This is a genomic window from Brasilonema angustatum (assembly GCF_059505445.1).
Window position 1 is genome coordinate 1 of sequence record NZ_JCACKO010000033.1, and the last position, 16,279, is coordinate 16,279.

The 16,279-nt window shown below is 42.0% G+C and carries 9 protein-coding genes; 4 read left to right on the plus strand and 5 right to left on the minus strand.

Going from position 1 to position 16,279, the window contains the following annotated elements; all coding sequences use genetic code 11:
- The first annotated feature begins 164 nt into the window (after positions 1 to 164).
- From pheT to hetI, 4 genes are all read left to right on the plus strand, one after another.
- Positions 165 to 2,597, plus strand: a complete 2,433-nt coding sequence (gene pheT / locus AC5JM2_RS08200) for a phenylalanine--tRNA ligase subunit beta (protein ID WP_495834402.1) — start codon at positions 165 to 167, stop codon at positions 2,595 to 2,597.
- A gap of 98 nt (positions 2,598 to 2,695) precedes the next feature.
- A complete protein-coding gene (locus AC5JM2_RS08205) occupies positions 2,696 to 2,965 on the plus strand; it encodes a YciI family protein (protein ID WP_495834403.1) in 270 nt (89 codons plus the stop codon).
- 132 nt (positions 2,966 to 3,097) lie between these two features.
- Positions 3,098 to 3,499, plus strand: coding sequence for a hypothetical protein (locus AC5JM2_RS08210; protein ID WP_495834404.1), 402 nt, complete (start codon positions 3,098 to 3,100; stop codon positions 3,497 to 3,499).
- 734 nt (positions 3,500 to 4,233) lie between these two features.
- On the plus strand, positions 4,234 to 4,953 hold the full coding sequence (hetI, locus tag AC5JM2_RS08215) for a 4'-phosphopantetheinyl transferase HetI (RefSeq protein ID WP_495834405.1): 720 nt from the start codon (positions 4,234 to 4,236) through the stop codon (positions 4,951 to 4,953).
- A gap of 501 nt (positions 4,954 to 5,454) precedes the next feature.
- Here hetI and AC5JM2_RS08220 read toward each other — a convergent pair.
- The 5 genes from AC5JM2_RS08220 to AC5JM2_RS08240 all read right to left on the minus strand — a co-directional run bounded on the left by AC5JM2_RS08220 (position 5,455) and on the right by AC5JM2_RS08240 (position 16,166).
- Entirely contained in the window at positions 5,455 to 6,972 is a 1,518-nt protein-coding gene (locus AC5JM2_RS08220; protein ID WP_495834406.1) for a thioester reductase domain-containing protein, read from the minus strand.
- 57 nt (positions 6,973 to 7,029) lie between these two features.
- Entirely contained in the window at positions 7,030 to 8,697 is a 1,668-nt protein-coding gene (locus AC5JM2_RS08225) for a PfaD family polyunsaturated fatty acid/polyketide biosynthesis protein (RefSeq protein WP_495834407.1), read from the minus strand.
- A 116-nt stretch (positions 8,698 to 8,813) separates the two neighbouring features.
- Complete coding sequence (locus tag AC5JM2_RS08230; RefSeq protein ID WP_495834408.1) at positions 8,814 to 13,652, minus strand: PfaB family protein; 4,839 nt, start codon at positions 13,650 to 13,652, stop codon at positions 8,814 to 8,816.
- A gap of 178 nt (positions 13,653 to 13,830) precedes the next feature.
- A complete protein-coding gene (locus AC5JM2_RS08235) occupies positions 13,831 to 15,576 on the minus strand; it encodes an SDR family NAD(P)-dependent oxidoreductase (protein ID WP_495834409.1) in 1,746 nt (581 codons plus the stop codon).
- Positions 15,577 to 15,641: 65 nt separating this feature from the next.
- A complete protein-coding gene (locus AC5JM2_RS08240) occupies positions 15,642 to 16,166 on the minus strand; it encodes a hypothetical protein (RefSeq protein WP_495834410.1) in 525 nt (174 codons plus the stop codon).
- Between the last annotated feature and the right edge of the window lie 113 nt (positions 16,167 to 16,279).

Here is a 16,279-nt window from a genome sequence, read left to right on the forward strand (position 1 = left end):
AAAAACCTGGCTTCTTTGTTTTTATTGATTAATTTATTCTTTGGAAGTCCCTAAAACAGCTTTTGTGTGCATAATTCCAAAATGTGTGAGGAACTTCGTGGAATAGTTCTAGAATAGTCTATGCATTAATTTAGCTTAGATTTCAGACAAGGCAACACAAGACCATGCGTATCTCACTGAAATGGTTGCAAGAACTAGTGGAGTTGAAACTTAGCCCAGAAGAATTAGCAGAAACGCTGACACTATCTGGGTTTGAGGTAGAAGATATTGAAGATCGCCGCACTTGGGCTGCAGGTGTTGTTGTCGGGAAAGTGCTGGAACGACAACCGCATCCCAACGCCGACAAATTAAGTGTTTGCCAAGTCGATATCGGTACGGATGAAACTTTAAATATCGTTTGTGGTGCTTCCAATGTCCGGGCAGATATTTACGTACCCGTAGCAACTGTAGGCACTTACTTACCAAACATCGATTTAAAAATAAAACCCGCGAAACTGCGAGGAGTTCCATCACAGGGGATGATTTGTTCCCTCAAGGAACTGGGTTTGCCCAATGATGTAGACGGGATTTATATTTTTCCTCAAGATAACTTGGCACTTGGTAGCGATGTGCGTCCACTGTTAGGTTTAGATGATGTGATTTTAGATGTCACCGCAACTGCTAACCGTGCTGACGCCTTATGTATGGTTGGTATCGCGCGGGAAGTCACAGCCCTGACAGGGGCAAAGCTAACACTTCCCGAACCAGGTGAAGTTTCGATTTCCAATGGTGGGTTTAATTTAACTTTAAAAATTGCTGATACACAAGCTTGCCCAGCATATATTGGCACGGTGATTGACCAGGTAAAAATTGCACAATCACCTGAGTGGCTGCAACAGCGCTTGCGTGCTGCTGGAGTGCGACCCATCAATAATATTGTAGATATTACTAACTACGTGATGTTGGAATGGGGACAGCCACTACACGCTTTTGACGCTAACCGTTTACAATCCGTTGCTGGAGGTGAAAATCTCGCGATTGGTGTCCGCTTCGCCAACGCTGGGGAAACTCTCAAAACTCTCGATGGACAAACTCGTACTCTATCTACACAAAATTTGCTGATCACCGCTAATGATAAACCTGTTGCGATCGCAGGAGTTATGGGTGGCGAAGAAACCGAAGTCCATGATGGAACTCAAAAGCTAGTTTTAGAAGCAGCGCTATTTGATTCAGTCGCAATTCGCCGTTCTTCCCGTAGTGTCGGTTTAAGAAGCGAGTCCTCCGGAAGATACGAACGGGGAGTCAACCGCGCTGAGTTGGAAGTCGCAACTCGTCGTGCGTTATCGCTGATTACCGAACTGTCTGGAGGAGTGATAGTACATCAAGAAATTAATGATTCTCGTCCTGATCGTTCTACCTGGTCGCGTTCGATTGAATTACGCTTAGACCGAGTCAACCAGGTTCTCGGACCAATCGATTTAGATGAGCAAACAGGAGAAATCCAAGGCGAAGATGTTGAACGCATTCTCACAGCATTGGGATGTCAGCTAACTTCCATACCCGACCATAGGTGGATGGTTTCCGTACCTCCCTATCGTTACCGCGACTTAGAACGGGAAATAGACTTAGTTGAAGAAATTGCTCGTCTCTACGGCTATGATCGCTTTTGCGATACCTTGCCAGACAAGGCAGAAGCAGGTTATTTGCCTGTTGATCAAGAATTGGTTCGCAAGTTACGAGCACTATTGCGAGCAGAAGGATTGACAGAATTAATCCACTATTCCTTGGTAAAACCTGGGGAAGATAGACAAATTGTCCTGGCAAATCCCTTATTTGTTGAATATTCGGCGTTGCGAACTGACTTGATATCGGGATTAATTGATGCATTTCAATACAACCTCGAACGGGGTAATGGTTCGCTGAACGGCTTTGAAATTGGACGAATTTTCTGGCAAGAAGAGGGTTTGCAAGAAGCAGACGCCATTGCTGGGATTATGGGAGGCGATATTTCCTCCAGCAAGTGGACAAGAAGCGATCGCCCGCAACCTATGACCTGGTTTGAAGCCAAAGGTATTTTAGAAAATGTGTTTCAACAGTTTGGCTTGCAGGTAGAATATCAACCTGATTGCAGAGATTCCCGCTTGCACCCAGGACGCACAGCTTCCCTATGGCTAGGAGGTAATAGGCTTGGTGTGTTTGGGCAATTGCATCCCCAACTGCGGCAACAAAAAGGTTTACCAGATTCAGTCTACCTGTTCCAGTTGGATCTAGATGTGCTTTTGGATTCTCTAGACGATGATAAAATCTTAGTACGACAATTCCACCCTTACTCCACTTATCCAGCCGCAGACCGAGATATTGCTTTCTTTGCGCCTATTAAAGTGAGTGTTGCCGAAATAGAAAAAGTCATCACCAAAGCAGGTAAAGAATTACTCGAATCTGTAGAATTGTTTGATGAATATCGCGGAGAGCATGTGCCCCAAGGACAGCGGAGTTTGGCATTTCGCTTGATTTATCGGACAAGCGATCGCACCCTCACCGATAACGAAGTTGAACCAGTACATAATAAAGTCCGCGAAGCCCTAGCGGAGAAATTTGGCGTAACTTTGAGGAGTTAAGCCACAAGAAACAAGAGTGAAAACTAAAGAAGTTCTTTCCTCTTGTTTGTTCCTGTTTTGTTGAACTTTGATTCTTTGGATTTTGAATTCGTAAAATTATGCCTAAATATGTCATGTGGGGAACTTACTGCCAAGACGTTCTGGAAAAACGCGCCCCTTACCGTCAAGCACATCTAGATGGATTGGCAAAACAGAAAGAATCTGGTGTGTTAGTTACTATTGGTCCTACGACAGATGTCACTAAAGTTTTTGGCATTTATGAAGCGGAAAACGAAGCGATCGTACGCCAATTAGTAGAAGCCGATCCGTATTGGCAAAATGGTATCTGGACTGAGTATTCTGTCCAAGAGTGGATTCAGGTTTTTTGAATAAAAGGTACGGTAATCATGAAAGCATTTTCATTGAGAAAAAGTTTTTCATTGTTTAGACTAGAGAAAAGGTAAAAACAGGAACAACTTCAACTTTTATCTAGTCGGTTGATGAGTTGAAAAGGTGATTCTATGAACAAAATTTTGAAACGCGCATTTATGCCCAGCCTATTGGCTGCAACTTTAACTGGTGTTAGTTTCGTTCCAGCTCGACCTGCGTCTGCTGATGATAAAGTCCTTGAGGATACAGCCATTGGAGCCGGTGTTGGCGCTGTCTCAGGCATCATTAGAGGACGTAGCGTGATAAAGGGTGCCATTAATGGTGCTGGTACTGGTGCTGCTATCAATGGTGCTAATGGCCTTAGAGGCACTCGCAGAGAAAGAGACAAACGCAGCATCATTCAAGATGCTGCAGTAGGTGCAGGCGCCGGTGCAGTCACTAATGGTATTACTAACGGTGGTAGAGGTACCTTTGGCAGTGCAGCAACAGGTGCAGCAACAGGTGTAATTATCAATCAAATCAGAAAGAAATAGTAATATCGTCTCGAAATTAGACCGCCTCAGTTCAGAATTGAATTGAGGCGGTCTTGATATTAGAAGAACTTATTATATAGTTAAAAAATTAAAAATCGGTTACAAAAAAACTATTAGGATAACCATTAAAAGCTGTATAATAACGGGAAGTCAAAAAGCAAAACTGATTTTGACAACGCACTTTTTCTTGTATCTCTTGAAAAAAGCGACAAGACCGTTTGACTTTAATTTGAGTGTGAGATTGGGGTTTTCTGATGAAAACCCAGACGAGGGGAAACTGGGCTAAATCCACATATCACAGCGGTTTGCATGCACGAAGGGAACCCCCTGTACGATGAACAGCGCGCATGAGGAGGGTCTCCCGCTCTCACGGTGACTGCGTTAGCGTTAGCGTAGCGCCAGTCGCCTGACGCCACATTCTTCAACGGGGGGAACCCCCCGAAGCTTTGATCGGAGGAAACCTCCGCTCAAACTTCTCTCCGCACAGAAGTGGCACATGAGGGAGACCCTCCTACAGCGCTGGACTCACCGTAAGGCGTGGCGTCAGCCATAGGGCACTCTGCCTCACCGCAACCCACTGCCTCCTCTACATCTTGTCGCAGGAGTGGTAAATTACTGGACAATGAGTTAGGGACGATAGTTCACACTGGCGTTCGATACCGGTGCTAGCTATCAGTCCTCTCGAAATTTAAGTATCTAATTCAGGCATAAGCTGACTATTACTGCGTGACTCAATGACTGTTAATAATCATTTGTGGCTACCTGCATCGGCAGATTTAACTTTGTTGCAGGATGAAATTCATGTCTGGCGAATCGACCTTGACAGACCAGAAACACAGTTGCAACATTTGACAGCAACCCTCTCCAGCGACGAAGTTTGTCGAGCGAAGCGGTTCTATAAAGAACAGCATCGACAACGTTTTATTGCTGGTCGGGGTATACTGCGAACGATATTGGGTCGCTATTTGGGTGTAGAACCGCAAGAGTTGCAGTTCTGTTATGAATCCTCTGGCAAGCCAGTGTTAGCAGATACATTTGCTCATAGTAAAATATGGTTTAACTTAACTCATTCGCAAGGGTTAGCTCTGTGTGCAGTGAGTTGCGATCGCCTCGTGGGAGTAGATCTAGAGTACGTCCGCCCAATTTCCGATGTTCTCGCCCTTGCGAAACGATACTTTTCACCTGGGGAATATGCAGTGATGTGTGGGCTTCCTCCCCATCAAATGCAACAGGTGTTTTTCCGCTACTGGACTTGCAAAGAAGCATATTTAAAAGCTACTGGAGTAGGAATTGCTCAGCTAGAGCAAATAGAGGTTTCTCTGACTCCAGGAGGACCAGCAAAGCTTAAAACAGAGCAACAGTGGAGCCTGCTAGAACTTGTACCTGATAACAATTCTGTTGCGGTTGTTGCGGTGGAAGGTTATGGCTTGAATTTGAAGTGCTGGCAATATTGATACGCGGCTGATAGACATTGCCATTTAATTGAGATGGCAGTGTTGCCTGCATTGCTAACAGCAAGATTTGACAATTTTAAAATAGTTTTTGTTAAACCAGTTATCAGTGAGCCAGCGCTGCAGGAGGGTTTCCCTCCGTAGGTGACTGGCGTTAGCGCAGCGGAACCGAAGGTTCTCCCCGAAGGGTTATCAATGAACAATAAATTGATAACTGTTGACTGTTCACTGTCGAAATCTCACGCAAAGATGCAAAGGCGCTTAGAAGAACTTTGCGTCTTTGCCTCTTTAGTATCAACAAAAAAAATTGTTGGGTTTTGCATCTGCCTCAACCCAACTATGTCAATTAAATTACAAAAGCTAGGGGTGTAAGGGTGTGTTAGCGCAGCGAGCCGTAGGCTGGGTGTAAGGGTGTAAAGGGATAGGAATATAAATGCATTTTCCCTACACCCCTATACCCCTACACCCCTATCTTGGCTTACACCCCCTTTGAATCTTGAGGTTTTATGCAACGTTTAAAAAGCCACTCGAAATCAAGTAAGAAGAGTATGTCAGAAACAATCTAGAGTCTATTGGTGGACAGACAATAGAGCTTCCAGCAAGTGCCTTAAGAGTATCTTGGCAGCTAATAATTGGTCTTTTCGCTTGCAGGTACAAATCTGGAATGGTCAGTCCTTCTTGAGACCACTTCTGAAGTAAGAAAGGTCGCAGTGTGTACAAAGGATTTTGTTGGGAAGTGACATTTTTTACCAACATTGTTTGCCACTCATCGTAAGGAACCAATTCAATTGGAAAGCCAAACGAGTGCATCCACTCAACTAACATCTTTAAGGAGATAGGTTCAGGATGTTGCAAGTGGAAAGCTTTGCCTATGGATTCTTTCTGTCTTGATAGATAGGCGATCGCCTGACTGACATAGTCTACAGGAGACATATCCAGCATATAGTCCACGTCTGGAAAACATCCCATCTCAAGACAACCTTTGATCATCAAGTTGGTAAAATCATGGGTGTTAGATATACCTGTTTGACTGTGCCCTGCTATTAATGGTGGTCTGTGGATGGTAACGGGAAGTCCGCGATCGCCAGCAATTTTGACTAACTTTTCCGCAACCCACTTCGTCTGGGAGTAACCCAGAAAAATACCTTCCCAATGGTCAAAGTTATCCTGTTCTTTAACAACTTTGCCAGCATAAGCAGGTGATTCAAAAACAGCAACACTGGAAACGTAATGTAGAGGTTTGGCTTTGATTGAACTTGCCAAGCGTATGACTTCCTGCGTTCCCAGAACATTAGCAGTCTTCAATGCTGAGTAGGGATAGACATAGTTCAGCATGGCAGCACTGTGATACACAGCGTCAAGATTAGCTGCCAGCATTTCAAACCCTTCCGTACTCATCCCTAAGAGTGGCTGAGATAAATCTCCAGGAATAGCAATAATTCTGGGACTAAACTCTTCTTTCCAAAGTAAATATTGTTGCAAGTTTTTCTTTAGCTTCTGCTTACCTTCCTCAGAAGTCGTAGCACGTACTAAGCAGTAGATATCTGCATCAGTCGTCCGTAGTAGTTCATCAATTAGGAAAGCACCTAAAAAGCCTGTTCCTCCAGTTAAGAAGACGTTATTTAGTTCCGTGGTAAATTTATAACTCGATGAGGGATAGATGTTCGAGTCTAGAACAGCTTCTGCCTGCAAATTTACCGTTGTCGTTTTGGAAACAGAAACATTTGTTCTAGAGGTCACTTTGTCTTCAACTTGTGACTCTAAATCTTGCGATTCTTCAGCTAAACGCTCGGAAAGTGCTTCAATATTTGGGTAATGCCACAGCAGCATTGGAGAGACTTCAAATCCCAACATTTTTTCTGCTTGGGTGATGAGAAGCATAGCTTGGGCTGAGTTCAAACCGTAGTTTTCTAATGAATCTTGAACATTGATTTCATCAGGTGTGATTTTCAGTGCCTCAGCAAGAATAGACACCAAACATGCTTGAATTTCTTCCGCTGTATGAGACTGTTTTGAAGCCATTATTTACACACCTCTAATAGAATAGTCTACGATTTTTTAAAACCCTTTCTGTACCGCTTACAAGCCAGTAGAACTCACTGGATGATAGTGACAGTAATCATCTGAGATTTGCAGTCCTTGAAGTTTTAAACTTTGAATGCGGTATAAATATGCTGACCCGGTCATGATATGATGAGCAACATCAACCACTCGGCGATTTTTTGGCTCAGCTAAATAAGAACCACGAACCCAGTCATTAAAGCTACCCATCGCTGGACCGCACCAAATTTGATAATCGACTTCTCGACCCTTTTCTCCAGAACTAGACCAGCGAGAAGATAATCCTAAATACCAGCGAAAAATTGCTGCCATTTTAATTTTGGGATTATTGATTGCTTTAGCGAGTTTTTCTGGATTTCTTTGAGATAAATAAGTTGCAGTTTCTTCCCAAATCCGAGCAATACTCTGACGAAAAACTTGTTTCTCTAATTTTTCTCTTTCCTCAATAGGAATATCTTCAAGTGAGTTATAATTTCTGTATATCTCATACAGTTTTTGTGCTCGCATAGGGAACATTGTTCCTCTTTTTAAAACTTGAAGTTTGACTCCCATTTCAAACATATCTGCCGCTGGAGCCATCATCATGTCAGCCATTTCTGCTTGTGCTAACAATTTCTTGGTATGTTCAGAAGTTCCAGCTTCAACACACGATTGATTAACAGAACCAGTGACGACATAAGCAGCACCCATCATAAAGCCAGCTAAAGCTGATTCTGGTGTCCCAATTCCTCCAGCGACTCCAACTCTAATAGGTGTTGAGTAGCGATATTTTTCCTGAATTTCATTTTTTAATGCCAAGATAGAAGGCAAAAGACAAACCAGAGGACGATTATCTGTATGTCCGCCAGAATCAGCTTCCACAGTGATATCATCGGCAACAGGAAGTTGAGATGCAAGATTTGCTTGAAACTCACTAATAAGTCCTTTTTCAACAAGTTCTTTCAGAATTTTTAAAGGTGCAGGTTGGAGAAATTTACTGGCGACTTCTCGACGAGATATTTTGGCAATGACTTTATTTTTGATTTCAATTTGATTGGCTGCATTCACGCCTAACCCAGCCGCACGGTAATAAACAATATTGGGAGTCAAGTCCAAAAATGCTGAGGCTTCTATGGTTCTAACCCCATATTTGAGGTATAACTCCACAGCACGACGTTCAATAGCAGGTTCATTCGGACTATGAATGAGATTAAAAGCGTAGGGACCTTGAGGTAAGGCTTGTTGAATACAGTTAATAGCTGCTTCAAGACGGTCTGGACTTAAACCACCAGCACCAAAAGAACTCAATATTTTCTCTTTTCCTAGTGCAATGACCATCTCTTGTGATGCAATACCACCAGCCATCGCACCAGTTGTATAGGCATATTTTACACCATGAGAGGCAAGAAAACTCGGATCTCCTAAATGATGTGTTGGCATGGGTGGAGTTGTCATCAACAATTCCACTTGTCCTGTTTTCCCATTCTCACTAGGACAAGAATAACCTTCGTTGGTGACACCAATTTTTCCTGCTACTCTTACGACGTAACAAGGTTTATTTATATTCAGTAATTTATCTTTGATGGCTAACTGTTCAAAAGCAACACAATCTAAAGAACCTTTCCAAAGTTCATTGTGATTGAAGGAGTTAGCAAAAAAGTTAAGACCGTTATTGTATTCACCTAGTACTGCATCTTCGATTTTCACAGTGGCGATTCCCTTAAATGATTAATAGACGAGACAGAGGAGAGAGAATAGGGAACAAAGGATAAATGATAGGAGGTACGGGACAGGTTACAGGAAAACCTATAACCTATCACTCATTACTGATTGAGTAAATTTTCCGCACAAGCTAGTTGTAGTTGAATCATTTCACTGATTTGTTTGCTGAATTCTTGTCGGGATTTTAAGAAGTTAGCGTGAGTTTTATGAACCCGAAAATGGTTATTACTGAACTTTTCGTACTGAGACAGATGTAAGTTATTTAGAGGTGCTGATTTTTTCAGTTGATGAGTTGTGGTAATTGGAGGAAGAATGGATGAGGTAATGATTTTTTGACTTTCAGTCAACTCACCAGATTGTAACTGTTCTCTAGCCTGAAAACTGTTATTCGTGGTGTTTTTCACGTTTTCTTCTTCTTGCATAGGTATTGATGTGGAGATGTTGCGGGGATGACTTATAGCATTGTGGATACTGGTTGATTCTTGATGAGAATGTATGACTTCAGAATCTGTAGGTAGGGGAATGTTCTGATACTGCTTGTTAACAGCATGAAGAGGTTTTTTGATAGCTAAGTTTTGGAATTTTTTACGGTTTTCGTCGCTCAAGATTTTGGTAAGAATTCTGTTTCCAGAACGGATACTTCCCTCCGTAGGCGTCTGGCGTTGAGGAACTCCCACATGAGAGTTTCCTCCTAAAGTCAGAGTTTTCACAGTTGGTTTAAGTTGACTGGATGTTTCTGTTGCCTGAGTGTACAGTGCTGATAAGTCGAGAGAAACTTGATGACTGAAGAGTTTTGCTAATGCTCTGATTATAGAAGTATGGTCATCTACACCTCTTCTATTAACAGATACGGTTATATGCTCTTTGTTTTCTAGGATTTTATCAATCCATCGAGAGCAGATATTACCAGAACCTGCTTCGATAAAAATTCTTGCTCCATCGTCATAAACTCGGTTCACTAAGCGAGGAAAATCAAGCTGTTGGCACAAGCCTTGTGCAAGATTGCGACCGATGACACTGCTTTCTAATGTGATGGGTTGACACTCCGCTGAAGAATAAAACACAATACCTGGTATGTTGTGGGATGGTAAAGTGTTGACTCTAACGACTTCTTGGTACTCCGATCGCATTGGTTCACAATGGATTGCATGATTGAAAGGAGCGCGGAAAGCATTACAACCCAAAGTTTTTATCACTCGCTGACAAGCGGTTGTATCACCAGCAATTAAAACTTCTTCTGGTGTATTGATTTGAGTTAAATAAACGCGATTTTCATTTTTGAGGCATTCTTTAACTTGGGATGGACTTACCATCAAAAGATAGGTACTCCAGAAATCATCGTCTGATGATTGTTGTGCTGATGGTAATCCCCAACATTCGCGTACAGCGTTTTTCGGTCCAGATATCCTGTCTGCAAACAAAGAGGATGTGTGAAAAGCACTAATTCCTTCGCTAAAGTTGCTCCATACCCCCATTGAACACATCATGCTTGTCTCGCCGAGGCTATACCCAAAAACATACTTTGGTTTAACCCGAAAATCATCTCGGATAATTGTAGTAATGAGTCTGGCAAATGCCATGTCAGTTTCAAGGATTGCTAAGGAATCATTAAGCAATTGCTTTTCGAGATTTTCTAACTGCCTAGTTGATAGTTTATTCAAGCTTCTGGGAAAAACAAGCTGAGAAACTTCGGCGAAAAGACTGAAAAGATTTTTGATGACCAAGTCATCGTAAACTCTGGGAAATAAGCGGAAGAGTGTGCGACCGATACCAAGATAAGAATTAATCGCAGCAGGATAAACGTATGCTACACCTCCCTTTTTACCGACTGGCTTAGCCGTAAAATAACTGCCAGATGGTGTTTGCCAGTCTTCCCCCTTTTCAAAGGCATTATTTACACCTTTAAAAGCAGCTTCAATTTCTCTTACTAATTCGTTTTTGTTGCGTCCAAGAATTGCAAGCGCATAATTTGCCTCAACATGTTGTTTATAGATAGCAAAAGTTTGGCTGGCTGCAACGTTTAAAGAACTGCAATTTTCGATGGTTGTTTTGAGAGAGTTAATCTGGTCTAGTAAATCTGAGTGATTCTGACCTGCAATGGGGAACAAATATAATGGTGTTTGCTCTAAATACTTGCTGTGGCGCTGTACTTGCTCTGGTTCTTCTGACAAGATAACATGAGCGTAAGTCCCATCTATTCCCATGCTATTAATTGCAGCAACTCGCTTTTTCGCCTCTTTGCCTAAAAACCAAGGTCTTGATTCTGGGACGACATAAAAGGGACTACCTTGCCAAATCTCTTGGTTTTTGACACCAGACCATTTGGGAGTTGCAGGAATGTATCTGTGATGAAGACAAAGAGCAGTTTTAATCAGGCTGGCAATTCCTGATGCGACATACGTGTGACCAATATTTGCTTTGACACTACCGATCGCACAGTTAAGACCATTTTGATCTGATGGATAAGCTTGAACTAAACCTTTGATTTCTGCTTCATCTTCTTGGGGAATACCGCTTCCACAAACTTCCAAATATTCTATGTCTGTGGGCTTGATACCTGCTATCTGGAAAGCTTGCTGACAGACGGAGTTGACAGCTGCTGGTTCAGGTGTTGTTAGCCGATTGTGCAACTCATTAGATGTAGAATGCTGTTGTGCAAAACTAATAGCATCGACAACTGCATAAATGCGATCGCCCTCTTTTCTTGCTGTATCCTGGCGCTTCAGAACAACTGCTCCCGCACCTTCACCAACCATCCAACCATTCGCCTTTTGGTCGTAACTTAGGGTATTGACTCCTGTGTTGATTTGTCCGAATTGATTTCGCAACAAGATGTTTTCCACACCGCCAGCTAAATCAACACCACCCACAAGCACAGCATCCACTTCTCCTGCATTCAGTAGCATTTGTGCAATTTCCAACACCTTGAATATGGAATTCTCTCCAGCCGAGATAGTAAATGTTGGACCTGTCAAATCCCACAGCGAAGAAATGCGACTCGCCATGATGTTGGCGATGTAACTCAGATATTCGCCAGTTTCTACTGTGTGGTGAAGACTATCTTTAACAATGGTTTCTAATTCAGCAATCTTTTCTTCTGGTAAAGAAATTTCTCCAGCAACTAAGCCTTCTTTAATCTGCCAAGAGAGATTCCATCTCTGCTGTAACTGGTGAACAGAAAATTCTGTCTCTGCGGCGATGATGACTGCAACGTTTGCACCTTCTTTGATTTGGGCATCTTTTAGGGCGCGATCAGCGACTTTCAGAAGTAAGAGTTGTTGCGGATTCAGTTTGGACAGTTCATTCGGAGGGATTTTGTAAGATAGGGTATCTATTTCCAAATCTTGGATGTATGCCCCTACTGGTGCTTTACCATCTGGCAAACCGTACTTCTGGAGTAAGTCTTGTTGGTCTTCTAAGCCGTGCCATCTCTCAGGAGGAAGGGGTATAAAATGCTGCGTCCCATCGTAAATACTGCGGTCAAAGGCATCTAATCCATTGCAGGAACCAAAAAAGGCATCCATGCCTACAATGGCGACTTTGGCTGGTTGCACGGGTGCATTTTCTTGTCCCCCCTGTTCTACGGTTCCCTGTTCCAAAATCATGTGTGCATTAGTACCACCAAAACCAAATGCACTGATAGCTGCTCGTTTGACTGGTGCTTTTTGGGGCCAATTAGCTGCACTTGTAACAATTCGCTCAGGCGAAATGACGTTGTTTTGGCATCCTATGGAGTCAGCAACATGAATTGTCGGAGGGATAACACCCTTGGACATACTCAGAAGCACTTTAATTAAGCTGACTGAACCAGCAGCAACTAGCAGGTGACCAATATTTGCTTTGACGGAACCGACTAGAGGATTTGCTTGATGCTGACCAAAGAAGGTTTCTATTGAGTTAAATTCTGTGGTGTCTCCCAGCAACGTCCCAGTTGCGTGACACTCCATGTAATCAATGTCTTTCGGACTGATTTGTGCTTCTTTGTAAGCGCGTTCAAAAGCGAGGATTTGTCCTTTGGAATTGGGACTGAGGAAATGTTTTCCTCGACCATCGTTGGAGAGTCCAGTACCACTGATGGTGGCATAAATGCGATCGCCATCTCGCACTGCATCGCTATATCGTTTCAGCACAACCATCCCAACTCCATCAGCGGTGATGAGTCCTCTGGAAGATTTATCTAAAGGACGGCTGAGGTCGTTGTCTTCTGGATATCCTTGGATACCAGAAAATAACATCCGCAAAAACAGAGGATCAGAACAGCTAATTCCTCCAGCCAACATCACATCTGCTTTGTGTGTCCACAAATAATGAGAGGCAAGCTTCGCTGCATATAATGGTGAAGAACAGGCAGCATCAATGCATAAATGAATATTGGATAAAGACAGGGCTTGGGCAATGATAGCAGCTGGCAAACCGGAAACCATTGCGTTGTAAATTGAGGCTTCTGGTGATGCTTTCAAGTCAGCCAAATCGAAGTCTTCACACTGCAAAAGTTCTCTCAATGCAGGTGTTAGTACCTGCTGATATATGGAAGCGAATAATTGATTGGATAATTTCGTAGGTAAGGAGAGACTGCCTAATATGACTCCACATTTTGACAGAACAGATTCATTTCCTAAATACCCACTATGTTGCAAAGCTTGTTTGGCAACATCAAGTGACCATTTAAAGGTGTTATCTAAACTTTGTAGAAAGTCTGCTGGTAGTTTATATCCTGTTGGATCAAACTGAAAGTCGCGGATGAATCCTCCCTTTAAAGAATAGATTTTTTCTGATTTACCTTTGACTGGGTTATAAAAAACTTGCGGTTCTACTCCGATGTCCTCAGATGTGACTGATGATATGGAATCTTTCTGCTGAATAAGATTCTTCCAAAATTCTTCAGTATTTTTCGCATCAGGAAAGAGACATGAAAATCCAATAATTGCTATTTTTTCCATGATTGATTTTCTTTTTTTGAGTGAATGAAAAAATGTATTCTCTTGTTAGATTGCTTGTTGTCAGCTTCTGACTGGGAATGTATTGCGTCAGTTTCTCTCTGCTTCTAGCACACTGAAGAAGTCCTGGTAAGCATTCCCTAGCAATGCTAGGGAATAAAAGCTAAATTGTGTTTTCTCGTTAATTACTTCTCAAGGATTGAGTAGGTATAATAGTGCCTTTACCTCCCAACAGACGCGAGCAAATTTTTCCTTGAGCATCATGTACGATGAAATCAGCAACTATACTACTTGCCGTTTTCGTCTTAATTTCACAAGAAACGTAAAAAGGCGTATTGCAGGGAACCCGCGTGTATTGCTCATATTTTTGCTGTCCTGCGGGTAAGCAGATTTCTTGATGAAAATGCTGCATCCAAATCCATAAAGGATGGGTACTCAGGTCAATTGAATAAGGATTAACCCACCCAATAGGAAATTGTCCTTGTTGTTGATCTGTAATTTCAGACCAAATACACTCAGCTGTGATTTTTTCAGGACTAATGTTTAAAACCCTTTTGAGTTCTTGAAAAGAATCTCCATGAAACAATGGAAACAGAGATGTTGTTCTTGCTTGATAAAAATCTTTCCCAGTAATCGCGATGATGTTATCTTCTGCAAGATTTAATGCTTCATAAGTGGGACTGGTAGGCAGTTCTCCCACTAGTCGAACTTGAGCAATACTGAAATGATAATTAATTTTACCTTCTCGGGTTTTACTCCATATCTTTGCTTGAAAGATGATTTCTTGGGAATCAGTTTTAGAAACTTCTTGCAAGTCTAAAATATACTCACTTGCTAAAGTTTCATTAAAAGTAATTCCCTTCAAAACTTTGAAATCTGTGTTACTGAAAAATCTATAACCTGGATACAGTTGTTCGCAAGCATCGACAATCCAGGACACTGCACAAGTCGCTGGTAAAACTGGCTTATCAGCAATGACATGGTCGAGTAAAAATGGATTGGCTTCTAATGAAAGTTTACGCCTGATACGATAAGTTTTTAGTTCGGGGTTTAGTGGTGCAGGAGGCGGAACAAGAGGACTACCAATGACAACTTGTGCTGTTTGGTGATTAGCAGGATGCAGTTCGTTGACAAGCATTTGTGTTCCAACTTCAACAGGGATAATCTCAATACCACGTCGGGCAAACTCTTTTTTCAATTGTGGTGTCACCATACCACTATCCCAACCACCCCAATTTATAGCCACAACATGACATTCGGGGTAACGTTGCTTGACGAGATGGGCTGATTTGTTGAGAATTTCGTTGGCGATCGCGTAGTCTGTCTGACCGATATTACCGTAAAAACCTGTGACAGAAGAAAACAAAACCAAATACTCCAGTTCACTGGGTTTGATACAAGATAAAAGATTTTCTAGACCTTTAACTTTAGCCGTATAAACTTTCTCAAAATCTTGTTCTGTTTTCTTTTCAATCAATTTATCAGCTAAATTACCAGCACCGTGTATAATGCCATTAATCGGTCCCGTACGCTCAATAACAGTCTTCAGTTTCTGTTTTAATTCCTCTCCATTCGTGACATCAACGCTCAAGTATTCAGCATGACCTCCTACTTGTTGAATTGCTTCTAATGTCTGTTTGATTTCTCGATTGGATATGACTTTGTTATAGAGCTTTTGTACATTTACAGGTATGGGCTTCTCTCCCAGTGAGAGAAGGTATTCCATAATGCGCTTTTTCAACACTGGTTCGTCAAAACAATCTTTAGCCCAATCTGGTTCTTTGTCTAAAAGTTCTGAACGACCTATGAGAATAAATTTGCAAGGATAGTGCTGTGCCAATTTGATGGTACACTTAGCGGTGATTCCTTTCGCGCCGCCACTAACGAGAAAAACTGATGTAGGACGGATCGTAGTGATTAGTGTCATAAATTACCCGTTTACTTTGTCGGATTGTTAGAAAAAAGATTTTTAAACCTCTTGAAACCTTGGGATTAAGAGGCTAGTTCATAGCCGGATTTCTGACAATTGATTGAAAGAGAAAAACCTTGAATAACTGCTGGCTGGCTTGAAAAGTAAATATTTTGTTGAAGATTGATGCGAGTATCTGGCGTTTCTTGAGGCGGTGTTTCTTGAGGCGGAGGCAAAGTTAGTGCTGCTACAATTAAAGCTAACACTATCATGATTCCTGCTATAATTGTGAGTAAATTATCATTTTTTTCTTGTTGGTGATGAGAATGAGGATGAACTAGTCGAATATCACCAAGGTCTCTTTCATCAGGAAATAGTCTCATGAATGAATAATATGTTTTGTAACCTTTTGCTTCTATCGTTATTTCTCCTTCAAGAACATTGTTGTTATCAAATGGAACTTTAAAATGATAAATTCCTTCTAAGTCACTATAGACAACACATGAATAACCGGACAAATTGATTAAGACTTTAGCTCCACTTATAGGAGCTTGTTTCTCTCTATCGAGAACGCGACCAAGATAATGAATTTCTTGATTATGGAGCATGGTTTTAGGTGAGAGGAGGAAGGGAAAAAGGAAGAGAGGGAGAGAGGAAGAAAGGGAAAGAGGAAGAGAGGGAGAAAAAAGTTAATGCTCAATAACTTTTGTCCCACACTCCC

What these genes read in the sequence shown, in the direction of transcription:
- pheT (WP_495834402.1), top strand. Translation starts at nt 165, where the DNA reads ATGCGTATCTCACTGAAATGGTTGCAAGAACTAGTGGAGTTGAAACTT.
- AC5JM2_RS08240 (WP_495834410.1), bottom strand. Translation starts at nt 16,166, where the DNA reads ATGCTCCATAATCAAGAAATTCATTATCTTGGTCGCGTTCTCGATAGA.
- hetI (WP_495834405.1), top strand. Translation starts at nt 4,234, where the DNA reads ATGACTGTTAATAATCATTTGTGGCTACCTGCATCGGCAGATTTAACT.
- AC5JM2_RS08220 (WP_495834406.1), bottom strand. Translation starts at nt 6,972, where the DNA reads ATGGCTTCAAAACAGTCTCATACAGCGGAAGAAATTCAAGCATGTTTG.
- AC5JM2_RS08235 (WP_495834409.1), bottom strand. Translation starts at nt 15,576, where the DNA reads ATGACACTAATCACTACGATCCGTCCTACATCAGTTTTTCTCGTTAGT.
- AC5JM2_RS08210 (WP_495834404.1), top strand. Translation starts at nt 3,098, where the DNA reads ATGAACAAAATTTTGAAACGCGCATTTATGCCCAGCCTATTGGCTGCA.
- AC5JM2_RS08205 (WP_495834403.1), top strand. Translation starts at nt 2,696, where the DNA reads ATGCCTAAATATGTCATGTGGGGAACTTACTGCCAAGACGTTCTGGAA.
- AC5JM2_RS08230 (WP_495834408.1), bottom strand. Translation starts at nt 13,652, where the DNA reads ATGGAAAAAATAGCAATTATTGGATTTTCATGTCTCTTTCCTGATGCG.